Annotated in this window: 20 protein-coding genes and 1 tRNA gene; 7 read left to right on the plus strand and 14 right to left on the minus strand. The window is 72.7% G+C overall.

The features are described from left to right. Window positions 1-29: 29 nt before the first annotated feature. Window positions 30-5,867, plus strand: a complete 5,838-nt coding sequence (locus BTM25_RS12640; protein ID WP_103563103.1) for a WD40 domain-containing protein — start codon at window positions 30-32, stop codon at window positions 5,865-5,867. On the opposite strand, the gene coaE is transcribed toward BTM25_RS12640, so the two are convergent. The 6 genes from coaE to polA form a co-directional block, all read right to left on the minus strand. Beyond that, the gene (gene coaE / locus BTM25_RS12645) at window positions 5,864-6,475 is read right to left on the minus strand and encodes a dephospho-CoA kinase (RefSeq protein ID WP_103563104.1); all 612 of its coding nucleotides are present in this window, start codon (window positions 6,473-6,475) and stop codon (window positions 5,864-5,866) included. The two genes, BTM25_RS12640 and coaE, sit on opposite strands and share 4 nt — an antisense overlap. A gap of 13 nt (window positions 6,476-6,488) precedes the next feature. After that, on the minus strand, window positions 6,489-6,980 hold the full coding sequence (locus BTM25_RS12650; RefSeq protein WP_103563105.1) for a GNAT family N-acetyltransferase: 492 nt from the start codon (window positions 6,978-6,980) through the stop codon (window positions 6,489-6,491). Beyond that, a complete protein-coding gene (locus BTM25_RS12655; RefSeq protein ID WP_103563106.1) occupies window positions 6,977-8,953 on the minus strand; it encodes an endonuclease/exonuclease/phosphatase family protein in 1,977 nt (658 codons plus the stop codon). The genes BTM25_RS12650 and BTM25_RS12655 overlap by 4 nt, the downstream gene beginning before the upstream one ends. Window positions 8,954-9,476: 523 nt before the next feature. Continuing rightward, window positions 9,477-10,961, minus strand: a complete 1,485-nt coding sequence (gene rpsA / locus BTM25_RS12660) for a 30S ribosomal protein S1 (protein WP_103563107.1) — start codon at window positions 10,959-10,961, stop codon at window positions 9,477-9,479. Window positions 10,962-11,207: 246 nt separating this feature from the next. Next, window positions 11,208-12,338, minus strand: coding sequence for a polysaccharide deacetylase family protein (locus BTM25_RS12665; protein WP_103563108.1), 1,131 nt, complete (start codon window positions 12,336-12,338; stop codon window positions 11,208-11,210). A gap of 148 nt (window positions 12,339-12,486) precedes the next feature. Continuing rightward, complete coding sequence (polA, locus tag BTM25_RS12670) at window positions 12,487-15,177, minus strand: DNA polymerase I (protein ID WP_103563109.1); 2,691 nt, start codon at window positions 15,175-15,177, stop codon at window positions 12,487-12,489. 43 nt (window positions 15,178-15,220) lie between these two features. On the opposite strand from polA, the gene BTM25_RS12675 reads away from it, so the two are divergent. Together BTM25_RS12675 and BTM25_RS12680 are read left to right on the plus strand one after the other, a co-directional pair. Next, complete coding sequence (locus BTM25_RS12675; RefSeq protein ID WP_103563110.1) at window positions 15,221-15,634, plus strand: PaaI family thioesterase; 414 nt, start codon at window positions 15,221-15,223, stop codon at window positions 15,632-15,634. 198 nt (window positions 15,635-15,832) lie between these two features. Then, entirely contained in the window at window positions 15,833-16,363 is a 531-nt protein-coding gene (locus tag BTM25_RS12680; protein ID WP_103563111.1) for a DUF4352 domain-containing protein, read from the plus strand. A 9-nt stretch (window positions 16,364-16,372) separates the two neighbouring features. Here BTM25_RS12680 and BTM25_RS12685 read toward each other — a convergent pair whose 3' ends face one another. The 6 genes from BTM25_RS12685 to BTM25_RS12710 all read right to left on the minus strand — a co-directional run bounded on the left by BTM25_RS12685 (window position 16,373) and on the right by BTM25_RS12710 (window position 22,322). After that, window positions 16,373-17,113, minus strand: a complete 741-nt coding sequence (locus BTM25_RS12685; RefSeq protein ID WP_103563112.1) for an ABC transporter ATP-binding protein — start codon at window positions 17,111-17,113, stop codon at window positions 16,373-16,375. Next, complete coding sequence (locus BTM25_RS12690) at window positions 17,103-17,888, minus strand: ABC transporter ATP-binding protein (protein ID WP_103563113.1); 786 nt, start codon at window positions 17,886-17,888, stop codon at window positions 17,103-17,105. The genes BTM25_RS12685 and BTM25_RS12690 overlap by 11 nt, the downstream gene beginning before the upstream one ends. Beyond that, the gene (locus tag BTM25_RS12695; RefSeq protein ID WP_103563114.1) at window positions 17,885-19,051 is read right to left on the minus strand and encodes an ABC transporter permease subunit; all 1,167 of its coding nucleotides are present in this window, start codon (window positions 19,049-19,051) and stop codon (window positions 17,885-17,887) included. The genes BTM25_RS12690 and BTM25_RS12695 overlap by 4 nt, the downstream gene beginning before the upstream one ends. Window positions 19,052-19,080: 29 nt before the next feature. Further along, entirely contained in the window at window positions 19,081-20,049 is a 969-nt protein-coding gene (locus BTM25_RS12700; protein ID WP_456356086.1) for a branched-chain amino acid ABC transporter permease, read from the minus strand. 92 nt (window positions 20,050-20,141) lie between these two features. After that, on the minus strand, window positions 20,142-21,314 hold the full coding sequence (locus tag BTM25_RS12705) for a branched-chain amino acid ABC transporter substrate-binding protein (RefSeq protein WP_103563116.1): 1,173 nt from the start codon (window positions 21,312-21,314) through the stop codon (window positions 20,142-20,144). 357 nt (window positions 21,315-21,671) lie between these two features. Continuing rightward, window positions 21,672-22,322 (minus strand): ANTAR domain-containing response regulator, encoded by a 651-nt coding sequence (locus BTM25_RS12710; protein ID WP_103564602.1) that lies wholly within the window; start codon window positions 22,320-22,322, stop codon window positions 21,672-21,674. Window positions 22,323-22,391: 69 nt separating this feature from the next. Here BTM25_RS12710 and BTM25_RS12715 point away from each other — a divergent pair. Next, window positions 22,392-22,466: transfer RNA gene (locus BTM25_RS12715), tRNA-Leu, on the plus strand. Between the two features lie 68 nt (window positions 22,467-22,534). After that, window positions 22,535-23,293 carry a helix-turn-helix domain-containing protein gene (locus BTM25_RS12720; RefSeq protein ID WP_103563117.1) on the plus strand — a complete coding sequence of 253 codons (759 nt, stop codon included), beginning with the start codon at window positions 22,535-22,537 and terminating at the stop codon, window positions 23,291-23,293. Window positions 23,294-23,331: 38 nt separating this feature from the next. On the opposite strand, the gene pyk is transcribed toward BTM25_RS12720, so the two are convergent. Beyond that, window positions 23,332-24,759: a pyruvate kinase gene (gene pyk / locus BTM25_RS12725; RefSeq protein ID WP_103564603.1), complete on the minus strand. Its 1,428-nt coding sequence runs from the start codon at window positions 24,757-24,759 to the stop codon at window positions 23,332-23,334. 129 nt (window positions 24,760-24,888) lie between these two features. Next, on the minus strand, window positions 24,889-25,443 hold the full coding sequence (locus BTM25_RS12730; RefSeq protein ID WP_103563118.1) for a type 1 glutamine amidotransferase domain-containing protein: 555 nt from the start codon (window positions 25,441-25,443) through the stop codon (window positions 24,889-24,891). 67 nt (window positions 25,444-25,510) lie between these two features. On the opposite strand from BTM25_RS12730, the gene BTM25_RS12735 reads away from it, so the two are divergent. Together BTM25_RS12735 and BTM25_RS12740 are read left to right on the plus strand one after the other, a co-directional pair. Next, the gene (locus tag BTM25_RS12735) at window positions 25,511-26,209 is read left to right on the plus strand and encodes a helix-turn-helix domain-containing protein (protein ID WP_205648102.1); all 699 of its coding nucleotides are present in this window, start codon (window positions 25,511-25,513) and stop codon (window positions 26,207-26,209) included. Between the two features lie 67 nt (window positions 26,210-26,276). Continuing rightward, window positions 26,277-26,948 (plus strand): VOC family protein, encoded by a 672-nt coding sequence (locus BTM25_RS12740; protein WP_205648103.1) that lies wholly within the window; start codon window positions 26,277-26,279, stop codon window positions 26,946-26,948. Window positions 26,949-26,958 lie beyond the last annotated feature (10 nt).

A 26,958-nucleotide genomic window follows, 5' to 3' on the forward strand; every position in this document is an offset into this window, starting at 1 on the left:
GCGGCGGCGCGTCACGCGATACTGAGCGCATGAGCTCCCCCGGCGACGCGCGCGGACAGGACCGTCCGACGGACTTCTTCATCAGCTACTCCCCGGCGGACGAGCGCTGGGCGTCGTGGATCGCCTGGCAGCTCGAAACCTCGGGGCACCGCACCATGATGCAGGCGTGGGACTTCGTGCCGGGCACGAACTTCATCGACTTCATGGACCGGGGGCTGACCGAGGCCAAGGTCGTCATCGCCGTCCTGTCGCGCAACTACCTGCGGTCCCGGTACGGGCGGTGGGAGTGGATGACCGCGCTGCGCGCCGACCCCGACGACCCGTCGCGCAAGCTCATCACCGTCCGCATCGAGGACTGCCCGATCGACGGCCTGCTGTCCACGATCACCTACGTCGACCTCGTCGGCGTGGACGACCCGGCGCGGGCGCGGGCGCTGCTGATGCGGCGGATCGAGGAGGCGCTGGCCGGGCACGCCCGCCCGTTCGAGGGGCCGGGGTTCCCGGGCGGGCCCGTGCCGCCGGGGCCGCCGCCCGCGCGGGACGCGCCCGCGCCCCGGATCGTCCGGTCCCCGACGGGCCTGGCGGCGGCCGAGACCGGCCAGCCCGGCACGCGCCGTCCGCCGCTCACCGGGGAGCGCGCGACGCGGCGGATCCCGGTCCGCGCGCCGCACTTCCCGGCCGCCGAGGAGGACGCCGACGGGCCGCGCGAGACGCTGAGCGTCCTGCACGTGCCGGGGCCGCGCTTCGGCCGGACGCTCGGCGGCCCGGACGACCCGACGACCGCGACCGAACTCCAGGACCGCGTGTGGAGCGACGTGACGCGCCTCGCCGACCAGGGCGTCCCGCGTCCTGAGCTGCTGGTCGTGACGGGCAACCTCACGCATTCGGGCAGCCGCCGGGAGTTCACCGAGGCGCTGTCGTTCCTTACCAGCCTGCGGGCGCTGCTCGGGCTGGAGGCGCACCGGGTGGTGGTCGTCCCGGGCGAGCACGACGTGACGCGCGCGGCGTCGCAGGCGTACTTCGCGAGCTGCGAGGCCGACGACGTGGAGCCGCAGCCGCCGTACTGGCCGAAGTGGCGGCACTTCGCGGGCCTGTTCGCCGAGTTCTACCAGGGCCTGGACGAGCTGATCTTCGACAGCGCCCAGCCGTGGACGCTGTTCCCCGTCCCGGACTTGAAGGTAGTCGTGGCGGGCTTGAACTCGACGCTCGCGCTGACACACCGCCCCGAGGACCGGTACGGGCTCGTCGGACGGGCGCAGGCGGCGTGGTTCACCGAGCGGCTGCGCCGGTTCGAGGCCGAGGGGTGGCTGCGGATCGGCGCGGTCGCGCACTCCCCCGCCGCCGGGGAGCCGGACGCGGTGCGCGACGCGGGCGACCTCGACGCCGTCCTCGGCCGCCATCTGAACCTGCTGCTCCAGGACGCGCGGGCCGAGTTCGGCGCGGTGCCCGAGCTGGCGTCGGGGGCGCCCGCGGTCCCGTCGCCGGGCACCGGACGGCACCAGATCGTCGTCGTCGGACGGGACGGGCTCCAGCGCTGGATCCCGTCGGCGGAACGCCCCGGCCCGACCGTCGTCGACCGCGTGTGGGCCGACGCGGGCGGCACCTTCCCCGCGCCGCGCGCCACCGAGCCGCCCGCGCTGCCGCCGGGCGCCGAGACGCCGCCCGAGCCGGGCCGCGACGTCCGCGACACGCCGGGCCCGGACCCGACCGCGCGGCTGCTGGACCGGATCGCCGAGGCGTGCGAGACGCGGTTCGAGCGCGCCACGATCCGCCGCGTGGACGCCGACCCGCCGCACCTGCTGCTCACGCACCTGGAGTCGGGGTTCGTCCGGCAGTACCGGATCGGCGCGCACGTCGGGCCGCTGACCGAGGGCGACGTGGACGCGTTCGTCCGGCACGTCCACGCCGACGGCGCCGACCACGGCTCCGAGCTGGTCTTCCTCGGCCCGCCGCCGCCCCGCTCGATGCGCGACGACGCGTTGCGGCGCGGGATCAGGCTGCGCAGCTTCACCGAGTTCCAGGGCCTGCTGGACCTGTCGGAGTACGTCGCGGGGCAGACGGCGCGGCTGACGTCGGGCGGCCTGTACCCGCCGGCGCTGTACGTCCCGCAGCGGTTCCGCGAGCTGGACCGCGTGACGGGCGAGGCCGACCGCGCCGGGGACGACGCCGTCGGCGAGATGCTGCGGCTGCTGTCGGCCGACCACGGCCGGTTCCTGCTGCTGCTCGGCGACTTCGGGCGCGGCAAGACGTTCGCGCTGCGCGAGCTGGCCCGCCGCATCCCGGCCGAGCTGCCGCACGTCACGCCGATCCTCATCGAGCTGCGCGCGCTGGACAAGGCGCACTCGGTGGACGCGCTCGTCGCCGCGCACCTGGCGAGCCAGGGCGAGGAGCTGATCGACCTCAAGGCGTTCCACTACATGCTGCGCCAGGGCCGCATCGCGCTGCTGTTCGACGGGTTCGACGAGCTGGTCACCCGCGTCTCCTACGACCGCGCCGCCGACCACCTCGACACGCTGCTGCGCGCCGCGACCGACAACGCCAAGATCGTCGTCGCGGGCCGGACGCAGCACTTCAAGTCGCAGGCGCAGGTGCTCACCGCGCTCGGCGAGCGGGTCGGGGTGCTGCCGCACCGGCGCGTCCTCGGCCTGGAGGACTTCTCGCCCGCGCAGGTCCGGACCTACCTCGTCAACCGGTACGGCGACGAGCAGGCCGCCGACGAGCGGCTGCGCCTGCTGCAGGGCATCGAGGAACTGCTCGGGCTGACGGCCAACCCGCGCATGCTGAGCTTCATCGCCGACCTGCCCGAGGAACGGCTCCGCGCCGTCGCGCAGGCCCGGCACACCGTCAGCCCCGCCGACCTGTACCGCGAGATCCTCACGACGTGGCTGCGGTTCGAGGCGGCGCGGGCCCGTCCGGCGGGCGGCGCGCCCGGCCTGGACGTGGACGACATGTGGCGGGCCGTGACGACGCTCGCGCTGCGGTCCTGGGAGGGCAACGAGCAGTTCCTGCGGCTCAGCGAGCTGTCGGACGTCGCCGAGACGCTGACCGGGCTGAGCCGCGACCGCATGTCGCCGCAGCAGGCCGCGCACGCGGTCGGGGCGGGCAGCCTGCTCGTCCGGACCGAGGAGGGGCTGTTCGGGTTCATCCACGCGTCCGTCGCCGAATGGCTCGTCGCGCGGCACGTCGCGGCGCGGTTCGACGACGGCGTCCCCGACGAGCTCGCGCGCGGCGCGCTGAGCCAGCTCACCGTGGACTTCCTGTGCGACCTCGCCGACGCCCGCGCGCTCCAGGAGTGGGCGACGGGCGTCCTCGCCGACACCGGCGCGGGCGACGCCGCCCGCGCCAACGCGATCAAGGTGACGACGCGGCTGCGCACCCCCGCCCGCGCCGACCTGCGCGGCGCGAACCTCGCGGGCGAGGACCTGTCCTACCGCGACCTCCAGGACGTCGACCTCACCGGCGCCGACCTGACCGACGCGCGGCTCGTCGGCGCGAACCTGTCCCGCGCGGTGCTGCGCGACGCGACGCTCGCCGGGGCGCGGCTGGACGAGGCCCGCCTGACCGGCGCGGACCTGCGCGGCGCGGACCTGTCCCGCGCCCGGCTCGCCCGCGCCGACCTGCGCGACGTCGCGGTCGAGGGCGGCCGGTGGACGCGCGCCGCGCTGATCGGCGCGACCCTGCCCGACCGGATCGCCCGCGCCCCCGAGCTGCACGAGGCGGCGATCGCCCCGGGCAGCCCGATCGAGACGCAGCTCGCCCCGGCGGCGGTCGGCGTCCCGTACGGCTTCCACTTCCGGCAGAGCCGCCTGCCGCAGCCGCTCGCCTACAGTCCGGGCGGCGCGGTCGTCGCGATCGGCGCCGAGGACGGCGGCGTGCTCGTCTGCGACGCCGTCACCGGGGCGCCGCTGCGCACGTTGCAGGGCCACCGGGACCGGACGTACGCGGTCGCGTTCGACGCGGCGGGCGCGCTGCTGGTCACGGGCTCGGCGGACGGCACCGTCCGCGTCTGGGACCTCGCGACCGGCGCGTGCGCGCACACGCTGACCGTCCATCCCGAGGGCGTGTGGCCGGTGATCGTCGCCGGGTCCGCCCGCGACGGGTCCGCGCGGATCGCGGCGGGCGCCGCCGACGGCGTCCTGCGGATCTTCGACGCCGGGACGGGCGCGCTGCTGCGCGAGCTGCCCGGCCACACCGCGCCGGTCTACACCGCCGTGTTCGACCCGACGCTCACGCTGCTGGTCAGCGGCGACGCGGGCGGCACGCTGCGGGTCTGGGACGTCAGCACGGGCGAGCTGCGCCGCACCCTGACCGGCCACCGGGGCGCGGTGTTCCGCGCGGTGTTCCATCCCGGCGGGGCACTGCTGGCGGCGGGCGACGAGGCGGGCGTCGTCCGGCTGTGGAACATCGCGTCCGGCGAGATCGCCGACGAACTGCTCGGCCACACCGGGCGCATCTACGCCATCGCGTTCCACCCCGAGGGCCGCCTGATGGTGACCGGCGACACCGACGGCTCGCTGCGGCTGTGGGAGGACGGCGAGCACCGCCGCACCCTGTCCGGCCACACCGCCGCGATCTACCAGGCGGCGTTCAGCCCGGACGGGACGCGCCTCGCCACGTCCGACAGCGACGGCTCGGTCCGGCTGTGGGACCCGGCGACCGGCGCGCAGCGGCTCACCCTCGCCGGGCACCGGGGCGCGGTGTGGCCGTTCGCGTTCCGTCCCGACGGCGCGCAGCTCGCCACGACCAGCAACGACGGCACCGCGCGGCTGTGGGACGCCGGGACGGGCGACTGCCGCGTCGTCCTGCGCGGCCACGGCCGGCGCCTCACCGGGGTGTCGTTCAGCCCGGACGGCGGGCTGCTGGCGGCGAGCGGCAACGACGGCGTCGTCCGGCTCTGGGAGCCCCGGACCGGGCGGATGGTGCGCGAGCTGCACGGCCCCGCCGACAACCTCACGTCGGCGGCGTTCAACCCGGCGGGCGTGCAGCTCGCCACCGCCACCAACGACGGCGGCGTCCACCTGTGGCAGGCGGCGGCGGGCGTGTTCGAGCGGGAGGTGAACGTCGAGACCGACCACGTGTGGGCGCAGGCGTTCGGCCCGGCCGGGGACGTCCTCGCGACCGCCAACGACGACGACACCGTCCGCGTCTGGTACTGGACGACGGGCCGGGAGGTCTCCAACCTCGCCGACCACCGGGGCCGCGTCCGGTCCATCGCGTTCGCGCCCGGCGGCGCGACCCTCGCCACCGGCTGCGACGACGGCGTCGTGCGGATCTGGGACCCCGAGGAGGGCACGCTGCTGGCCAGCCTCGCGGGGCACTCCGACCGCGTGTACCAGGTCGCCTACGACGCGACCGGGGAACTGCTCGCGACGGCGGGGAACGACGGGACCGTCCGGATCTGGGACGTCGCGGCCCGCCGCACGCTCCACGTCCTCACCCGGCACACCGGACGGCTGTGGACGGCCGCGTTCGCCCCGTCCGGCCCGCTGCTGGCCACCGCAGGGGACGACCTGGTCGTCCGGCTCTGGGACGCGCGCACCGGCCGCCACCTGCGCACCCTGTCCGGCCACACCCGCCGGATCTGGTCGGCGGAGTTCTCCCCCGACGGCACGACCCTCGCCACCGCGGGCGACGACGGCGCGGTCATCCTGTGGGACGTCGCCGACCGCGACGCCCCGTTCCGCCGCACCACCCTGCTCGGCCTGTCCGAGGGCTGGGCCGCGCTCGCGCCCGACGGCCGCTACAAGTCCGAGGGCACCGCCGGCGGCGAGTTCTGGTACGCGATCGGGATGGTCCGGTTCGAGCCCGGCGAACTCGACCCCTACCTGCCCGAGGTGCGGCGGATCCCGCTGGAGGCGCCGTTCTAGACCGAGGTGATCTTCCCGGCGCGGCGGCGGAGGTCGTCCCACAGGGCGTCCACCGCCGCGTGCAGCGCCGCCAGCGGCCCGGAGTTGTCCAGGACGACGTCAGCGGCGGCGCGGCGGCGCTCCCGGGTGGCCTGCGCCGCGATCCGCGCCCGCGCGGCCTCCTCGGTCATGCCGCGCCCGCCGGTGAGCCGTGCGAGCTGCGTCTCGACGGGCGCGTCCACGACCACGACGACGTCGTACAGCGCGCCGAGGTCGTTCTCGACCAGCAGCGGCACGTCGTAGACGACGATCGCGTCCGGCGGCGCCGCGTCCATGATCTGCTGCGACCGCTCGGCGACCAGCGGATGGACGATCGCGTTCAGCGCCTTCAGCCGGCCGGCGTCGGCGAACACGATCGACCCGACCTTCTCCCGGTCCATCCCGCCGTCCGGGAGCAGCACGCCGTCGCCGAACTCGGCGACGACGGCCGCCAGGCCGGGCGTGCCCGGCTCCACGACCTCGCGCGCGATGCGGTCCGCGTCGACCACCACGGCGCCGTGCGCGGCCAGCCGCGACGACGCCTCGCTCTTGCCCGAACCGATCCCGCCGGTGAGTCCCACAGTCAGCACGGACCCACCGTACTCACGGCGTGCGCGGCGCCGCGTCCAGGGGCTTGCGGAGGTGGACGAGCGTGAGGTGGTCGGCGACGCGCTCGCGGTGCGTCTCGGCGTAGCCCGTGCGGCGGTAGAGGCGCAGGTTCGCGTCGCTGAGATGGCCGGTGAACAGGACGCACGCGTCGGCGCGTCCGGCCACGGCCGCCTCCAGCGCCGCGAGCAGCGCCCGTCCGGTGCCCCGGCCCTGCGCGTCGGGGGCGACGACGAGCCGCCCGACCAGGCAGGTGCTCCCGGCGACCCGGCCGCGCACCGCGCCGACGATCCGGCCGCCGCTGACGGCCTTCAGGACGACCGCGTCCGCGTCGGCGACCGCCCGGCGCATCTGGTCCAGCGACTCCACCAGCGGCGCGATGAACGGGTCGCCGTAGAGCTGCGCCTCGGTGACGTACGCGGCGCGCTGGACGGTCAGGATCTCCCCCGCGTCCGCCGGGTCCGCGACGGCGATCTCCACGTCGCTCATCCGGCGACGCGCACCGTGACGGTCACCGGACGGTGGTCGGACGGGCCGCCCGGCGCGACCTTGTAGCCGTCGAACGCCAGGTCGTCGGTGCCGAGGATCCAGTCGACGCGGGTGCCGTGCGGGCCGGTCGGGGCGCCGTCGCCCGTCCCGGCGCTGCGCAGGCCCGTGTCGGTCGTCAGCCGGATGATCTCGTCGGAGCCCGGCTCGGCGTTGAGGTCGCCGCCGATGATCGTCCGGGGCGCCCGCGACCAGGCGCGCAGCAGCGACGACGCCTCGCCGAGCCGCTCGTCCGGGCCGCCGAAGGCCAGGTGCGTGGACCACACGTCCAGCGTCGTGGACCCGACGGCGAGCCGCGCCCACACGTAGCCGCGGATCTGCGACCAGTCGGCGCGCGGCATCCGCCCGGTGCCCGAGCGGCGGACGGGCAGCGAGGTGAGGATCGCGTTGCCGAACTGCCCGTCGGCGGCCGGGCCCCACAGCAGCTTCATGCCGAGCCGCCGCGACAGCCACACCGCGACGTCGGCGGTGCCGGACGGCAGCGAGCCGCGTCCGGTCTCCTGGAGCAGCACGACCTGGGGGCGCTGCGCGGCGATGGCCTTGGCGACCGCGTCGGGGTCGAGGCGGCCCGCGCCGTCCACGGCGTCGTGGATGTTGTAGGTGGTGACCCGGACGCGTCCGCCGCCGGGCGCGGGGGGCGCGTCGCCGGCCGGGGACGCCGCCGCGTACACGGCCGTCCCGGCGAGCAGCACGACCGCCGAGCCGCCCGCCGTCACCGCGCGCAGCGGCGCCCGCGCGGGCAGCGGACCGCCGCGCGCCGCCGCGATCGCCGCGAGGCCGCCGAGCAGCATCCCGGCGAGACCGGGCAGGACGTTGTTCGGGACCGGCACCGCCTTCACCGCGCTGAGCTGGTAGGCGACCAGCACGACCGCGACCAGGAACGCGCCGAGGCCCGCCGTCAGGTCCACCCGCCACACGGCACCGCCCGTCCCGGCGCGGCGCAGCGGGGCGCGGCACGCGACGGCCAGCAGCCACGCCGCCAGCAGTTGCCCGCCGACGACGACCGGCAGGATCTCGACGCCCGACACCGCGTACGTCCCGGCGATGGAGGCCGCGCCGACGCCGAGCAGCGTCCCGCCGAGCACGCACACCCCGCCCGGCACGGCCCGCACGGCCAGCCCGGACGCGAGGAACGCCAGCGCGAGGCCCTGGCCCGCGACCACGACGACGTGCGCGACGGTCAGCGACTTCCAGCCCGCCGACGCCACGAACGCCGGGCTGGACAGCACGAGGATCTGGAGCGCGAGGAACGGGCCGAACGCGGCGGCGCCGAGCGCGTCCCGCCACGTCACGCCGGGCGGCGGCACCGGCCCGGACGCGACCTCCCGGTACAGCGCCGCCGCGCCGAGCCCGGCGAACGCCAGGCAGACGAGCCACGGGCCGGCGCCGCCCTGCCAGATCGGGTCCCAGGTGCCGAACGCCATCCGGACGGCCGTGTCGGCGGCGAGGCCCGCGACCGTCGCGGTCGCGAACCCGACGCCGGACAGGCCGCGCGCACTCTCGTACAGGGCGGCGACGGCGACCGTCCCGACGACGGCGCCCGCGACGGCCAGCCACGCCTGCGGCCCGGCGGCCTGCGCGGCGACCCGGACGAGCAGCAGCCCGCCGATCCCGCCCGCGAGCAGCCCGCGCACGCCCGCCGCGCGGCGCACCAGCGGGGACAGCGCCCCGGCGGCGAGGACGACGAGGACCGCGACCGCGGCGGACCCCGCGCCCGCGCCGTCCCCGTGGTCGAGCTGCGGCAGGGCGTACCGGACGATCTGCGCGAGGACCGCGACGGTGACCGCGATCAGCGTGAGGCGCGCCGGACCGCGCGGCACGATCGACGGCCCGGACGGCGCGGGCCCGCCGGGTCGCGGTGCGGGGGCGGTCGGCGGGGTGGCGCCGGTACGGGATTCGGATTCGGTGCTGGCCAATGGAACGAACGCTCCGGGAGGGGGTCGTGGGGGCGGGAACGGGTCACGGCCGGACGGACGACCCGTCCCGGGTCGGCCTCCGACCGTGTTCATCCTGCCATCGGACGGCACGCGGCGTCCGCGAACACCCCGCCCGACCGGTTCACCCGCGGCGAATCCCCCGCCCGACCACCCGCCGACAGAGCCGGTCGCGGTGCCGCCGGACAGCACGCCGACCCCGGCGCGGACGGCCCGGAAAAGCGGACGGCCCGGAAAAGCGAAAAGGCGGCCCTCGAACTAGGCCGCCAAAAACAAGCGAACACGCCCCCGCGAGGAGGCCCGCGAACAAGGCCGCCGACCGGCGGCGAGACGCCCGCCGAAACGCGGGCGAGCCGCCAGGCGAGCCCGCCCGGGGGTTCCAGGGGGTCGCCCCCCTGGGTCGACACTGCGAGCCCCGGCGAAGCCGCCCGAAGGGCGGCGAGCAGGGTGAGCCGCCCCGGGCGGCGAGCAGGGGTGGCACCCCGTGCTCGCCGCCCGTCAGCGACTACTGTCCGCCGGAGAGCTTCTCGCGCAGGGCGGCGAGGGCCTCGTCGGTCGCGAGCGCGCCGCCGGTCTGCTCCTCGTCGGCACCGCCCGAGTAGGAGGTCTCGGCGCCGCTGCTCGTCGGAGCACCGCCGGTCTCCGCCTCGGCCTCGGCCTTGCGGGCCTCTTCGATCTGACGCCGGTGGGCGTCGAAGCGACCGCGGGCCTCGGCGTACTGCCGCTCCCAGGTCTCGCGCTGCTCGTCGAAGCCTTCCAGCCACTCGCCGGTGTCGGAGTCGAAGCCCTCGGGGTACTTGTAGTTCCCCTGGTCGTCGTACTCGGCGGGCATGCCGTACAGCGTGGGGTCGAAGTCCTCTTCATCCACGCCGGCCGCGCTCTCGTTGGCCTGCTTGAGCGACAGGCTGATCCGGCGCCGGTCGAGGTCGATGTCGATGATCTTCACGAAGATCTCGTCGCCGACCTGGACGACCTGCTCGGGGATCTCGACGTGGCGCTCGGCCAGCTCGGAGATGTGGACCAGGCCCTCGATGCCCTCCTCGACCCGGACGAACGCGCCGAACGGCACCAGCTTGGTGACGCGGCCCGGCACGACCTGGCCGATCTGGTGGGTGCGGGCGAACTGCTGCCACGGGTCTTCCTGGGTCGCCTTGAGCGACAGGGAGACGCGCTCGCGCTCCATGTCGACGTCCAGGACCTCGACCGTGACCTCCTGGCCGACCTCCACGACCTCGGACGGGTGGTCGATGTGCTTCCAGGACAGCTCGGACACGTGGACGAGACCGTCCACGCCGCCGAGGTCCACGAAGGCGCCGAAGTTGACGATGGAGGAGACGACGCCCTTGCGGACCTGACCCTTCTGCAGGGTGTTGAGGAAGGTCTGGCGGACCTCGCTCTGCGTCTGCTCCAGCCACGCCCGGCGCGACAGGACCACGTTGTTGCGGTTCTTGTCCAGCTCGATGATCTTGGCTTCGAGTTCGCGGCCCACGTAGGGCTGCAGGTCACGCACGCGCCGCATCTCGACCAGGGACGCCGGCAGGAAGCCGCGCAGCCCGATGTCGAGGATGAGGCCGCCCTTGACGACCTCGATGACGGTGCCGGTGACGATGCCGTCCTCGTCCTTGATCTTCTCGATCGTGCCCCAGGCGCGCTCGTACTGGGCGCGCTTCTTGGACAGGATCAGCCGGCCCTCCTTGTCCTCCTTCTGGAGGACAAGGGCCTCGACGTGGTCTCCGACGGTGACGACCTCGTTGGGGTCGACATCGTGCTTGATGGAGAGCTCACGGGAGGGGATGACACCTTCCGTCTTGTAGCCGATGTCGAGGAGGACCTCGTCTCGATCGACCTTGACGACGGTGCCTTCGACGATGTCGCCGTCATTGAAGTACTTGATGGTCTCATCGATGGCGGCGAGGAAAGCTTCCTCGGACCCGATGTCGTTGACCGCTACCTGCGGGGTGGTCGAGGTGGCCTCGGTGCTGCTCGTCATGTGTCGGCTGGCTCCGGATACGGACATAGTCGGTGTCTTCCGCGCGCGGAGGGCCTTTTTCCGCCCTGCCGAGGACCGGATAGGGACGCGGGTTCTACCGCGTCGAAGAACCGAACCGATGTCGACGACCTGACCGAGCGCGAGCCTGCTCCGTCCGAAGCACGCGCAAGCCCACAGCGCAGCGCTCAGCATATGACAGCGACCGCACCCGGTCAATCTCGGGGCCGAACCGCCGGGACGAAGCGGTCAGTACCGGCGCCCGTAGGGACGGAACGCCGGGGCGAGCCGCTTCTCCTCGGCCGCCGGGAACGTCACCGTCGCGGGATTCCCGTCCGATGTATAGCGCTCCATCGGGTGTTTGTCCAGGTAGTCCAACCACGCCGTCGAGCAGAACCGGCGGCAGTCGTTCTCCTTGATCTTCCCCTCGGACCGGACGCGGTCGATGGCCCACCGGTCGAAGCCGGTGTTGAACGGCGACACCGACGGCTTCCAGCCCGCGAGGAAAACGCCTCGGAACCCGTACCGGCCGCCGTCGCCGCGCGCCCACTCGCTCTTGCGCGGGACGGCGCCGAACGGATACGCGAACGTGGTGGTGTGCGCGCCGGTCAGGGCGACGATCTGGTCCTCCATGCCGCCGATCTCGGCCCGGACGCCCTGCTTGGACAGCCGCGACAGATCCGCGTGGGTGACGGTGTGGTTGCCGATCTCGTAGCCGTGTGAGATGAGCCACTTCAACCCGTCGGCGGCACGATCGCCGAGCCCGAAGATGTCCTTGTTGAGGTAGAAGGTCGCGGTCGCCCGGAACCCGGGATGGGTGCGGGCGACCTCCTGCAGGATCGCGACGGCCGTGTCGGGCGCGGGGTTGCCCGCCGCGTCCAGCCCGAAGTGCCCCGGCGTGCTGTCGTCGAACGTGAGCACGACCGGATGGCGGCCCGCCGGGACGTCGATCCGGCCCGCGACGAACTCGGCGGCGGTGATCGGCGCGTAGCCCTCGTCCGCGAGCCGGTTCACCTCGTCGCGGAACTCCTGCACCGACCGGTCGAGCGACAGCTCGGGCTTCTTCATGATCCGGTGGTACATGAGCACCGGGACCATGCCCAGCTCGTCCGCCCGGACGCGCGCGGCCTCGGCGCCGGCGGGCGGGATCGGCGCGGTCGCGGCGGCCGACGGGGGCGGCGACGCGCCCGGCGTCCCGCCCGTCCGGGGACCGCCCGGCGTCGCGGACGGCGCCGCCGTGCGCCCCGCCGCGGCCTTCTCCCCGGCGGCGGCCCGGACGGCGGTCGCGGCCTCGCGGGCGTCCCGGTCCCCGGGCAGCGTCAGCCCGAGGACGACGGCCACGACGACGAGGACCGCGGCGAGCTTGTGGAGGAGCGGCACGGGCCTCCCGTCATCGGAACACCGTCATGATCGAAAGACAGCGTACGACCCGGCGGCCCGCCACGACAGGGATCCGACACACCCGAACCCGGCCCGCTCCGGCAAACCCTCTCCCAACCCCGCGCGCGGACGCCGCGGGGAGGGCCGTCTAATGCGCGGCGGCCTGCCAGGTGCCGCCCGTGCCCATGGAGACTTCGAGCGGGGCCTTGAGGGCGTAGGCGTTGGACATCTGCTCGCGGACGAGATCCCGCAGGGCGTCGGCCTCGCCGGGCGCGACCTCCAGCACCAGTTCGTCGTGGACCTGCAGCAGCATCCGGGAGCGGAGCCCGCCGGCGCGCAGCGCGCGGTCGACGTTCAGGCTCGCGACCTTGACGATGTCGGCCGCCGAGCCCTGGATCGGGGCGTTCAGCGCCATCCGCTCGGCCATCTCGCGGCGCTGCCGGTTGTCCGACGTCAGGTCGGGCAGGTAGCGGCGGCGGCCGAGGATCGTCTCGGTGTAGCCGTCGCGGCGGGCCTGCGCGACGACGCCCTCCAGGTAGTCGCGGACGCCGCCGAACTGCTGGAAGTACTCCTCCATCAGCCCGCGCGCCTCGTCCGGCGGGATGCGGAGCTGCTGGGACAGCCCGTACGCCGACAGCCCGTACGCCAGCCCGTAGTTCATCGCCTTGATCCGGGCGCGCAGCTCGGAGTCGATCTGCTCGGGCGGCAGCCCGAACACCCGCGACGCGGTGATCGTGTGGAAGTCCGCGCCGGACCCGAACGCCTCCAGCAGCGCGTCGTCGCCGGACAGGTGCGCCATGATCCGCAGCTCGATCTGGCTGTAGTCGGCGGTGAGCAGCGACTCGTAGCCGTCGCCGACGACGAACGCCTCGCGGATCTGACGCCCCTCGGCGGTGCGGATCGGGATGTTCTGCAGGTTCGGGTCGGTGGACGACAGCCGTCCCGTCGCCGCGATCATCTGGTTGAACGTGGTGTGGATGCGGCCCGCGTCGTCGGCCATCGGGATCAGCGAGTCCACGATGCTCTTGAGCTTGGCGACCTCCCGCCAGCGCAGGATGTGCGCGAGCACCGGGTGCTCGCTCTTGGCCAGCAGGCCCGTCAGCGCCTCGGAGTCGGTGGTGTACCCGGTCTTGGTGCGCTTGGTCTTCGGCAGGCCCAGCTCGTCGAACAGGACCTGCTGTACCTGCTTGGGCGAGCCGAGGTTGAACTCGTGGTCGACGGCGGCGTGCGCGTCCTGCTCCTCCTGCTTGACCTGCCCGCCGAGCGACGCCGACAGGCCCGCCAGATGGTCGGCGTCGACCGCGATCCCCGCGCGCTCCATCCCGGCGAGGACGCGCACCAGCGGCAGCTCCACCTCGCGCAGCAGCCGGGTCGCGCCGCGCCGCTCCAGGTCGCGGTCCAGGACGTCGGCCAGCTCCCCGACGGCGCGGGCGCGGACGGCGAGGTCGCGCGCGGCCTCCTCCTCGCCCGACCCGTCCAGCGTGAGCTGCCCGGAGTCCTCGGTCTCGCCGCGCAACTCCCGGTGCAGGTAGCGCAGGACGAGGTCGCCGAGGTCGAACGTCCGCTGCCCGGGCAGCGCCAGGTACGCCGCGAGCGCGGTGTCGCTGGTGAGGCCCTCCAGCTCCATGCCGCGCGCGTACAGCGCGAGCATCGGCCCCTTCGCCTCGTGCATCGCCTTCGGCCGGGACGGGTCGGCGAGCCAGGCCGCCAGCGCCCGCTCGTCGTCGGCGATCAGCTCGACCGGGTCCAGCCGGACGGCCGCGCCGGACGCCGCCGCGAGCGCGATCCCGGTCACCTCCCCGGTGCCGCGTCCCCAGGTGCCGGTGAGCGCGACGCCGGTGCGGCCGTCCGCGGTGTTCTCCGCCAGCCACGCGGCGAGCGCGCCGGGCTCCAGCTCGTCCAGCCGGATCTCGAAGCCCTCCTCGGCCTCGGGCTCGACGGCCGACAGCGACGCGTACAGCCGCTCGCGCAGGACGCGGAACTGGAGCGAGTCGAACAGGGTGTGGATCTCGTCGCGGTCCCACTGGCCGATCTTCAGCTCCGGGGGCGCGGCGTCCAGCTCGACGTCGCAGTCCAGCTTGTTGATCTGCTGGTTGCGCAGGACGTCGCCGAGGTGCTCGCGCAGGCTCTCGCCCGCCTTGCCCTTGATCTCGTCCACCTTGGCGACGAGCGTGTCCAGGTCGCCGTACTTCACCAGCCACTTGGCGGCGGTCTTCGGGCCGACGCCGGGCACGCCGGGCAGGTTGTCGCTGCTCTCCCCGACCAGCGCCGCCAGCTCCCGGTACCGCTCGGGCGGCACGCCGTACTTCTCCTCCACGGCGGCCGGGTCCATCCGCTTCAGCTCCGACACCCCGCGCACCGGGTACAGGACGGTGACGTTCCCGTCGACGAGCTGGAACGCGTCGCGGTCGCCGGAGACGACCAGCGTGTCCATCCCCGCCGCCGTGGCCCGCACCGACAGCGTGGCGATGATGTCGTCGGCCTCGAACCCCGCGACCGACAGCCGCGGGATGCGCAGCGCGTCCAGCACCTCGAAGATCAGGCTGACCTGGCTGCGGAACTCGTCGGGCGTCTTCTGCCGGCCCGCCTTGTACTCGACGTACGCCTCGTGCCGGAACGTCGGCTCGGACCGGTCGAACGCCACCGCGATGTGCGTCGGCTGCTCGTCGCGCAGGACGTTGATCAACATCGAGGTGAACCCGTAGACCGCGTTGGTCGGCTGCCCGTCGGTCGTGGAGAAGTTCTCCACCGGCAGCGCGAAGAACGCCCGGTAGGCGAGCGAATGCCCGTCCAGCAGCAGGAGCCGGGGCTTGTCAGGGGTCGGTACTGTCGTGGCCACGCCTTGACTCTAGTCTGCGCGTACGACAGTTCGAGGAGGCTTGATGGCAGAGGACCTGCGCGAACTCACCGCGCTGCTCAACGGGGCCAAGGGCAATCTCCCGCAGGCCATGGGGATCGAGTTCGTGGAGGCGTCCGCCGAGCGCGTCACGGCCCGGATGCCCGTCGCGGGCAACACCCAGCCGTACGGGCTCCTGCACGGCGGCGCGTCCTGCGTCCTCGCCGAGACGCTCGGCTCGGTCGGCGCGGCGATCCACGCAGGGGCCGGGCGCATCGCCGTCGGCATCGAGATCAACGCCACCCACCACCGGTCGGCGACCGAGGGGACCGTCACGGGCGTCGCCACCCGCGTCCACGGCGGACGCAGCCTCGCCACCTACGAGATCGTCATCACCGACGACGCGGACCGGCGGATCTGCACCGCTCGCCTCACCTGCATGCTGCGCGACGCTCCGTGATCTGAGCCGCCCCCTTTGCGGTGGACCGTCCCCTCTCGCTACCGTTGATGAGAACGGCCCGGGATCGCCGAGTAGACAACGTACGCGTCCGGAGACGGCGCGTACGGCCCCAAAGGCGATCCCGGGCCCGGCATCTTTCCGGGCACGGTTCGGTCGCGGCCGTTCCCCGCGCGCGGGGAACGCGCCTACCGTTCGGGGATGCGCCCCCGCGTCCTGCCCGCCGTGACCGGGCTCGTGCTCGTCCTCGGCGGCTGTTCGGGACACGACCGGCCCGCCGTCTACGACCTGCCCGCCCGCACCGTCCGGCCGGACGAGACGGCCGTCCACGCGCCGCCGACGGCCAGCGGCGAACTCACCTTCCAGGTCATCGGCTTCACGACCGGCATGACCGGGCTCGCCGGAAGCCACGCCGACCGTGCCCCGCGCGGCCGCTACACCCGCGTCCGGATCGTCGTGGTCAACACCAGCCGCACCGACCAGACCTACGACGCGCGCAACCAGAAGCTCGTCGCGGCGGACGGCGCCCAGTACACCCGCGACCTCGAAGCCAGTCTCATCAAGCGGCAGCCCGCCGAGGACCTGGAGATCGGCGCGGGCATGCGCGTCGAGATGGACCTCTGGTACGACATCCCGGCGACGGCGCGGCCCACCGCGCTCCGCGTCGTCGGGACGGCGCCGCTCGGGTCCGTCACCCCGACCGCGCCGCCCGCCGACGTCCGGCTCCCCTGACGGGCCCGCTCACGCCTCCCCGGGCCGCTCGGTCTCGGTCACGTCCGTCCCGCCGCCGAGGTAGGCCGCCCGCACCTGCGGGTCGTCCAGCAGGTCCGCCGCCGGGGCCGACTTCACGATCCGCCCGGTCTCCAGCACGTACGCCCGGTGCGCGATCTGCAGCGCCTGCGCCGCGTTCTGCTCCACCAGCAGGACGGTCGTGCCGCGCCGGTTGATCTCCTCGATGATCGAGAAGATCTGCTGCACCAGCATCGGCGCCAGGCCCATCGACGGCTCGTCCAGCAGCAGCACCTTCGGACGCGCCATCAGCGCCCGCCCGATCGCGAGCATCTGCTGCTCGCCGCCCGACATCGTCCCGCCCATCTGGCCCTTGCGCTCGGCCAGCCGGGGGAACAGCTCGTAGACCTCCGCCAGCTCCTTGGAGCCGTCGCCGCGCCGCGCGTACGCGCCCATCGCGAGGTTGTCGGCGACCGTCATGCCCGGGAACACGCCCCGGCCCTCCGGCGACTGACCGATGCCCGCGAGGACGCGCTTGTGCCCCGGCATCCGGCTGATGTCGCGGCCGTCGAACCGGATCCGCCCCCGCGACAGCGGGCGCAGCCCCGAGATCGTCTTCAGCGTCGTCGTCTTGCCCGCGCCGTTCGCGCCGATCAGCGTGACGATCTCGCCCGCGCCGACCTCGATCGACAGGCCCCGGATCGCCGCGATCTTTCCGTAGTGGACGTGGACGTCCTCAACCTCAAGAAGCATCGGCGGGAGCCCCCAAGTACGCCTCGATGACCCGAGGGTCGTTCTGAATCTCCGCCGGCAGGCCCTCGGCGATCTTCTGCCCGAAGTCCAGCACGGCGATCCGGTCGCTGATGCCCATGATCAGGCTCATGTCGTGCTCGATCAGCAGAACCGTCCGGCCCGAGTCGCGGATGCGGCGGATCAGGTCCTGCAGCTCGATCTTCTCCGCCGGGTTCATGCCCGCGGCCGGCTCGTCCAGCAGCAGCAGCTTCGGCTCGGTCGCGAGCGCCCGCGCGATCTCCAGCCGCCGCTGGTCGCCGTAGGGCAGGTTCTTGGCGTTCTCGTCCAGCCGGTGCGCGACGCCGACGAACTCCAGCAGCTCCCGCGCCTTCTCCCGGCCCTCGCGCTCCTCCCGGCGGTGCCACGGCAGGCCGAGGGACGCGCCCGCCAGGCCCGTCCGGTGATGGGCGTCCGCGCCCACCATCACGTTCTCCAGCGCGGTCATGTTGTGGAACAGACGGACGTTCTGGAACGTCCGGGCCACGCCGCGCTTGGTCACCGCGAAGCGCTTGCGGCCGTCGATGCGGTCGCCGTCGAACACGACCCGGCCCTCCGTCGGCCGGTAGACGCCGGTGATCACGTTGAACACCGTCGTCTTGCCCGCGCCGTTCGGGCCGATCAGCGCGAAGATCTCGCCCGTGCGCACCGCGAGGTCCAGCCCGTTGATCGCCACGACGCCGCCGAACCGCATCGTGATCTGCCGCAGTTCCAGCAGGCCCCCGGTCTCCTCGCTCATCCGGTCACCTCCGCCTTGGCCTCGTGCGGATCGCCGTCCGGTCCCGCGACTCCGGCGCCGAGACCGCCCATGCCGCCCGTTCCCTCCTGCAGTTCCGCCTTCCGCCGCCGCGACGGCAGCAGGCCCTCCGGACGCAGCGCCATCATCACCACGAGCGCCAGCCCGAAGAAAAGGACCCGGTAATCGTTCAGTGCCCGGAAACGCTCCGGCAGCCACGCCACCAGGAAAGCGCCCAGGATCACGCCCGGCAGGTTCCCCGAACCGCCGAGGACGACGGCCGCGAGGATCAGCGCCGACACCATGAACTCGAAGTTCTTCGGAATGATCGACGTCGCCTGCGAACCGTAGATCACGCCCGTCAGGCCGCCGATCGCCGCGCCGATCGCGAACGCCGCCAGCTTGAACTTGAACGTCGGCACGCCCATCAGTTCGGCCGCGTCCTCGTCCTCCCGGATCGCCGCCCACGCGCGCCCCACCCGGCTCCGATTCAGCCGGACGACGAACACGATCACCACGATGATCGCCAGCAGCATCAGGTAGTAGTAAGGACGCGAATCCAGCGCCCCGTACGTGAACGGCTGCAGACCGCCGAGGCCGAGGCCCGTGAACGGCTGCACGTCCGGCACCGCCCACTCCGTCAGCGTCGGCGGATGCGGAATCCCGGAAATGCCGTTCGGGCCGCCGATCGAGTCGGTGTTCTGCGCCACGATCCGGATGATCTCCCCGAACCCCAGCGTCACGATCGCCAGATAGTCGCCGCGCAGCCGCAGCGTCGGCGCGCCCAGGATCACGCCCGACGCCGCCGCGATGACGATGCCGACCGGCACGATCGCCCAGAAGTCCCAACCGTGCAGTTTCCCGAGCACCGCCATCGAATACGCGCCGATCGCGAAGAACGCCACGTACCCGAGGTCCAGCAGGCCCGCCTGCCCCACCACCACGTTCAACCCGATCGCCAGCAGGATGTACCCGCCGATCGGGAAGAACAACAGGTCCGACCAGTTACTGGACGGCGACATGAAACTCCCGATCGAATCCGCCGGAAGAATCAGCGCGCCGAGCACCAGCAACACATAGACCGGCCACCGCGCCCGTCCCGGCGCCGACGCCCAGCCGTCGCGCACCCGCGCGACCGTGCCGGTGACCATCCGGAGCGACGCCATCGGTCCCCCTCCGCTCGTCTTCGCGCCGCTCATGCGCGCGCCCGCTGCAACGACTCGCCCAGAATTCCCGTCGGGCGGAACATCAGCACCAGAACCAGGACGCTGAACGCCACGACGTCCCGCCATTCCGCGCCGAAGATCGACGACCCGTACATCTCCAGCAGCCCCAGCGCCATCCCGCCGATCAGCGCGCCGCGCAGATTGCCGATCCCGCCGAGCACCGCCGCCGTGAACGCCTTGATGCCGAGCAGGAACCCGACCGTGTAGACCGTCTCCTCGAAACGCATCATGTACAGCGCCGCCGCCACACCCGCCATCGCGCCGCCGAGCGCGAACGTCGCCATCACGATCCGGTCGATGTTCACGCCCATCAGCACGGCCGTCTCGGGATCCTGCGCCGTCGCGCGGATGCCCCGGCCGAGCCGCGTCCGGCCCACGAACTGGTCCAGCGCCACCATCATCAGGATCGCGCCGACGAAGATGATGACCTTGTCGCTGCGGAAATCCACCGACCCGATCGAGAACAGGTTCACCGGATCGGTGAAATCGTTCGACTGCACCGGCAGGTGCCCGCCCGCCAGCGGCCGGTCGAAGAACCGCGGGATCACCACGATCGCGAACAACTGCTGCAGGAACAGCGACGCGCCGATCGCCGAGATCAGCGCCGCCAGCCGCGACCCGCCCGACCGCCGCAGCGGCCGGTAGGCCACCAGTTCCATCAGCACCGCCGAACCGCCCGCCGCGACCGCCGCCACGACCGCCAGGAGGACGACCAGGCCGATCAGCGCGAGCGTCCCCACCGGGGATCGGATGCCGAGCGCCTCCACCGCGCCGACCACCGCGAACGTGCCGATCATGAAGATCTCGGAATGCGCGAAATTGATCAGCCGCAGCACGCCGTAGACCATCGTGTAGCCGAGCGCGACCAGCGCGTAGATGGCGCCGAGCGAAAGGCCGTCGACCGTGGACGGCCAAAACTGATCCAGGAAGTTCTGCACGATGAGCCGCCTTCGTCAGAAGGGGCGGGAACGCGACCGCGCCCCCGCCCCTGCGCGTCGACGGGAAGTGCCCGCCGCGGCGGGCCGTCCCGCTAGTTCAGCTTCGACGTCTTCGCGTCGCCGATCAGCGGAAGCGTCGCGCCCTTGATCTGGTAGACGTAGATCGCGCTGCTCGCCGGGTCGCCCTGCGGCGTGAACTTGATCTGCTTGGAGACGCCGGGGACGTCCACCGTCGAGAGGAACTTGTTGATGTCCTCCGCCTTGGTGTTGCCCGCCTTGATCGCCGCGATGAAGGCCGTCGCCGCGTCATAGCCCTCGGCCGAGTAGATGGCCGTTTCGGTCTTGTACTTGGCCTTGTACGCCTCGGAGAACTTCTTCGACGCCGGGCTCGCCTTGCCGGTCGGGTCGATCAGGCAGGGGCAGCCGATGACCGAGCCGTCCGCGACCGTCCCGCCCGCGCCCTTCGCCAGACCCGGGTCCAGCGAGCCGTCGCCGGACAGGAACCGCGCCTTCACGCCCGCCTGCCGGAGCTGCTTCACGAGCTTGCCGGCCTGCGCGTAGTACCCGCCGAAGAACACCGCGTCCGGCGCGAACGCCTTCACCTGGTTCACCGTCGCCGAGTAGTCCGACGCGTTCGGGTCGATGACGCCGACCTGCGTCGTCGCGCCGGCCGCCTTCACCGTGCGCTCCACCGTCGTGCCGAGCGGCTTGCCGTACTCGGAGTTGTCGTGGACGACGAACACCTTCTTGGCGCCGAGGCCGCTCGTGATGAACGTCCCGACGCCCGTGCCCTGCACGTCGTCGTTGCCGACGATCCGGTGGAAGAACTTCCAGCCGTTCTTCGACAGCGCCGCGTTCGTCGCCGACGCCGAGATCGACGGGATCTTCCCCTCCTCCAGGACGGGGTCGACCTGCTGCGACTCACCGGAGAACGCCGGGCCGATCAGACCGACGATCTTGTCCTTGGTGATCGCCGACTTCGCCAGCGGGACGGCCTGCTCGCCCTTGCCCTGGCTGTCGTAGGTCTTGAACTTGATCTTGACCTTCGGGTTCGTCGCGTTGTACTCCTCGATCGCCAGCAACGCGCCCTGCTTGGGCGGAATGACGATTCCCGCGCTCTCACCGGTGAGGTCGCCCATGAAGCCGATGGTGACCGAGTCGCCGTCGCCCGAACCACCCGAGTCACCGCCGCAGGCGGAGGCACTGACCGCGAGCACCGCGCTGAGGGCCACCGCGCCCGTGGCCCGCATGATGTTGCGCCGCAAGGTGTCACCTTTCCATCCGGATCCGGGGGGATCAGGTACGAGTCCGAGCCCGGTGCACGCCTTCTGAAGAAAACGGTCACTCCGGGACCAGGTATGTCGTACACCTCCCGGCCGAGAGGTAACAGGACCCGGCACACGAAGGGTTACTGACTCGTTATCCCCCCGTGCCCATTCGCGCAGGGCCCCGGCCAGCGACGATCACGGAAAGTGAAGCCGGTTCCGCCCCGGTCGCCGGGCCTCCGGGCCGGTTCCGGACGGATTCCCCGGCCTTTTTGTCAACGCCGTTTCACCGCCATGACAGCCGTGTTACGGGCCGTGTGGCCGGTTACGGCCCGTCCGAAACCCCGGGATCCGGCCTCAGTCCGCCGCCGGACCGGATCCGCCGTCCTGGCCCGACCCCTTCGACGCGCCCGCCACCACGGCCTCCGCGACCGCCCGCATCGTCAGCCGGCGGTCCATCGACGTCTTCTGGATCCACCGGAACGCCTCCGGCTCCGTCCAGCCGTGCGCCTCCTGCAGGAGCCCCTTGGCACGGTCGACGACCTTGCGCGTCTCCAGCCGGTCCGAAAGCCCCGCGACCTCCGCCTCCAGCGCCCGCAGCTCGGTGTAGCGGCTCACCGCCACCTCGATCGCCGGCGTCAGGTCCGTCTTGCTGAACGGCTTGACGAGATAGGCCATCGCGCCCGCGTCCGTCGCCCGCTGCACCAGCTCCCGCTGCGAGAACGCCGTGAGGATGACGACGGGGGCGATCCGGTCCGCGGAGATGCGCTCGGCGGCGGAGATGCCGTCCAGAACGGGCATCTTGACGTCGAGGATCACCAGGTCGGGGCGGTGCTCGGCGGCCAGCCGGACGGCCGTCTCACCGTCCCCCGCCTCGCCCACGACCTCGTACCCGTCCTCCTGGAGCATCTCCTTGAGGTCCAGCCGGATGAGGGCCTCGTCTTCTGCGATCACAACTCGCCGAGCGGTCTCCGTCACGCACCCGAGACTACCGGGACCCGCTAGCATGGTCGGAGCCAGGTGGGACATGCCGAGTGAGAGCCGCCGGGCCAAGATGTCCGAAAAAATTGGATAAATGCCCCGATAGCCCAATAGGCAGCAGGCGATGGTCTCAAAAGCCATAAAGTGTGGGTTCGAGTCCCACTCGGGGCACATTTCGACAAAACCTCCACCATTCCAGTGGGCGGTTTTTGTCATACCCGACTGCGACGATCGCGGGCATGTACGATCCGCGACAACGCCCCCTCGCCCTCCGGCTGCTCCGTGAGGGCTTCTCCCTCGCAGAGATCAATCACCAAACCGGCATTTCACGGCAGACGCTCTACAACTGGAAGAAAGATCCAGAGAAGGCCGCCGCACGCGTGGTGCCCGCCTGCCCCAGATGCCACGAGCGGGCGCTCGATCGACCCGCCTACTCCTACCTGCTCGGGCTGTACCTCGGGGACGGCCACATCGCCAACGCGCCCAAGCCGGGGATCTACCGCATGGAGATCGCGTGCGCGAACAGTTGGCCCGGCCTGAGCGAGGAGGCCGCGCACGCGCTCGCCGTCGTCATGCCCGGCCAGAAGATCGGCCGCAGGGCGAGCATCGGCTGCACCAACATCGGCGCCTACTCCAAGCACTGGCCGTGCATCTTCCCTCAGCATGGACCGGGCATGAAGCACACGCGCAAAATAACGCTCTCCGAATGGCAGCAGGAGATCGTGGACGAGTGCACCGGAAAGTTCGTTCGGGGTCTGATCCATTCGGACGGCTGTCGCGCGATGAACCGCATCAAGCATGTCCGGAATGGCGAGACGGTCTGGTACGAGTATCCCCGGTACTTCTTCACGAACGCGTCCGACGACATCCGCACGCTGTACACCGACGCGCTTGACCGGCTCGGGATCGCCTGGAAACAGAGCAACGCCCGGAACATCTCGGTCGCACGAAGGGACGCGGTGGCTCGGCTGGACGCGTTCGTCGGGCCGAAGTACTGACCGGCGGCCGGGCGGCCGGGGCCGCCCGGGCCGCGGCGTCAGTCCAGGGCGATGGCGTCGCCGATTCGGTGGACGCGCAGGGCGTTGGTGGAGCCGGGGGTCCCGGGCGGGGAGCCCGCGACGACGACCACGCGGTCGCCCTTCTGGTAGCGGCCGATCTCCAACAGCGCCTGCTCGACCTGGCGCACCATCTCGTCGGTGTGGTTGACCTCCGGGACGATGAAGGTCTCGACGCCCCAGACGTGCGCGAGGCGGCCCCGGATCGCCGGGACGGACGTGAACGCCAGCAGCGGGATCGGCGAGCGGTAGCGGGAGAGGCGGCGGGCCGTCTCGCCGGACATCGTGAACGCGACGAGGGCCTGCGCGCCGACGGTGGCGCCGACCTCGGCCGCCGCGCGGGCGATGGCGCCGCCGACGGTCTCGGGGATGCGGTTGAGGGTGTGGGTGGCGTGGAGGGTGGATTCCTCGGCGGTGCAGACGATGCGGCTCATGGTCTCGACGGCGAGGATCGGGTACTGGCCGACGCTGGTCTCGCCGGAGAGCATGACGGCGTCGGCGCCCTCGAAGACGGCGTTGGCGACGTCGGAGGTCTCGGCGCGGGTGGGCCGGGGCGAGGAGATCATGGATTCGAGCATCTGGGTCGCGACGATGACCGGACGGGCCTTCTCGCGGCAGAGTTCGATCGCGCGCTTCTGGACGATCGGGACCTGTTCGAGGGGCAGTTCGACGCCGAGGTCGCCCCGGGCGACCATGATCCCGTCGAAGGCGGCGACGATCTCGGGGAGGGCGTCGACGGCCTGCGGCTTCTCGATCTTGCCGATGAGGGGGACGCGGAGGCCCTCCTCTTCCATGATCTGGTAGCAGATGTCGGCGTCGCCGGGCGTCCGGACGAACGAGAGCGCGACGAGGTCGACGCCGAGGCGCAGCGCCCAGCGCAGGTCCTCCTCGTCCTTCTCGGTGAGGGCGGGGACGCTGACGGGGACGCCGGGGAGGTTGAGGCCCTTGTTGTCGGAGACCATGCCGCCGACGGTGACGGTGGTGTGGACGCGGGGGCCGTCGACGTCGGTCACCTCGAGGGCGACGCGGCCGTCGTCGATGAGGACGGTGTCGCCGGGGCCGACGTCGCCGGGGAGGCCGGTGTAGGTGGTGGAGACCTGCTTGCGGGTGCCGGGGACGTCCTCGGTGGTGATGGTGAACGCGTCGCCGAGGGTGAGGCGCACGGGGCCGTCGGGGAACCGGCCGATGCGGATCTTGGGGCCCTGGAGGTCGGCCAGGATGCCGACGCCGCGCCCGGCGGCGGCCGAGGCGGCGCGGAGGCGGTGGTAGACCTCTTCGTGCGCGGCGTGGTCGCCGTGGCTCATGTTGAGGCGGGCGACGTCGACGCCCGCGTCGACGAGGGCGCGGATCTGCTCGGCGCTGGAGCAGGCGGGGCCGATGGTGCTGACGATCTTCGCTCGACGGGTCACGGACACAAAACTACTTAGTTACTTGCTGGTATGGATATTCGTGCAGGATGTGGCCATCCACGATTCACGCAGTGGTCCAGCCCAAAGGTCTAGACCACCACGGAATCGGTGGATTCAGGACGAGATCGGTCAGGCGGCGAAGACGTCGACGGCCGTCTTGACGAACGCGGGGAGGTCGGCGGGTTTACGGCTGGTGACGAGCGTGTTCGGTCCCGCCTCGCAGACTTGGACCTCCTCGTCCCGCCAGAGCGCGCCGGCGTTGCCGAGGTCGGTGCGCAGGCTCGGCCAGGACGTCAGGGTGCGTCCGCGGACGACGTCGGCCTCGGCGAGGAGCCAGGGCGCGTGGCAGATCGCGGCGACGGGCTTGCCGGTGTCGAAGAAGGCGCGGACGAACGCGACGGCCTCCGGCACGGTGCGCAGGAAGTCGGGGTTGGCGACGCCGCCGGGGAGCACGAGCGCGTCGAACGCGTCGGGCACCGAGTGGCCGAGCGGGGCGTCCACGGGGAACGTGTCGCCCTTGTCGAGCCCGTCGTACATCTGGATCTCGGTGCCGGCGGTGGAGATCAGCCGGACGTCGGCGCCCGCCCGGCGCAGCCCGTCCCAGGGCTCGGTGACCTCCACCTGCTCGGCGCCCGCCGGAGCGGCGAGGAAGGCGATCGTCCTGCCCTTCAGGTCGTGTGCCATCGGTGGCCTCCTAGATGGTCGGGTAGCGCGGCCCCTTCCCGCCGATTCGGGTGGTATGCAGGGACGCGTGAATCCGACCGGGTACCGGGAGCGGCCCGCGCCGCGCGGCGCGGGCCTGGCGTGCGTGTGGACGTCCGCGCTCCCCCGCGCGGCGGCGGAGCCGTTCGTGCAGCGGGTCGTGCCGGACGGGTGCGTGGACGTCTACTGGTCGGAGCGCGACGGACGTGTCTTCGTCGCGGGTCCGGACACGGGTCCGATGCCCGCGCTGCTGCTGCCGGGCGACCGGTTCGTGGGCGTGCGGTTCCGTCCGGGGACGGCGGGACGGGTGCTGACCGTCCCGCCTGCGGCCGTACGGGACGCGAGGGTCCCGCTGTCCGACCTGTGGGGCGCGGACGCCGAGCGCCTGGAGCACTCCGGCGACCCGGGACGGGCGCTGATGGCGGCGCTCGTGGCACGGGCGGCCTCCGCTCCCCCACCGGACCCGCTGGTCGCCGGCCTGATCCCCGCGCTCGCGACGGGCTCGGTGGCGAGGGCGGCGGACGATCTGGGGTTCAGCGAGCGGCAGATACGACGCCGCACGATGGACGCCTTCGGATACGGCCCGAAGACCCTGCAACGGGTGCTGCGCTTCCAGAAGGCGCTGCGCCTGGCGAGGACGGGCACGCCGTTCGCGGACGTCACGCAGGCGGCGGGCTACGCCGATCAGACGCATCTGGCGCACGAGGTGCGGGAGCTGGGCGGCGCGCCGCTCGGGACGTTCCGGTGAGACGCCGGATTTGTGGCGGGTGTTCCCAGTAGCCTCATCGTCCGGCCAAACGGGAACAGGGGTCATCGTGATCATCGGGTGGATGCGGGCGTTCGTGGACCGTCCGGCGGAGCGGCGGGCGGAGGCCGTGCGGTTCTGGGCGGCGGTGACGGGCGCGGAGCCGTCCGGCGGCCTGCTGGTCCCGGCGAAGGGCGACGCGCACGTGGAGGTGCGGTCCGGCGCGGGCCTGGCCCTGGAGGTGGCGGACGTGGACGCGGCGCTGACGGTGGCGCACGCGCTCGGCGCGGACGCGGTGGAGGCGGGCGAGACCGAGGCGGTCGTCCGGAGCCCTGGCGGAACCGTGTTCCGTTTGGAGCAGTGGTCGGGCGCGGCGGTGCGGTCGCCGGCGGCGGGCGACGCGGACGTGGACCAGGTGTGCCTGGACGTCCCTGCGGCGGCGTTCGACGCGGAGGTGGCGTTCTGGTCCCGGTGGACGGGCTGGCCCGTCCGGAAGGCGGCCAGACCCGAGTTCACGGCCGTCCAGCCCCCGGACGCGATGCCGCTCCGCCTGCTGATCCAGCGGCTGGAGGACGGCACTCCCGGCGCCCACCTGGACCTGCGCTGCTCCGACCTCGCCGCGACGCGCGCCAAGCACGAGGAACTGGGTGCGCGGACGCTGCGGGAACTGCCGTGGTGGACGGTCATGGAGGACCCGGCGGGCGGGGCCTACTGCCTGATCGCCGCGCGGACGGCGGAGTGACCGTCCGCCG

This window comes from Actinomadura rubteroloni, from assembly GCF_002911665.1.
GTDB classification, from domain to species: domain Bacteria; phylum Actinomycetota; class Actinomycetes; order Streptosporangiales; family Streptosporangiaceae; genus Spirillospora; species Spirillospora rubteroloni.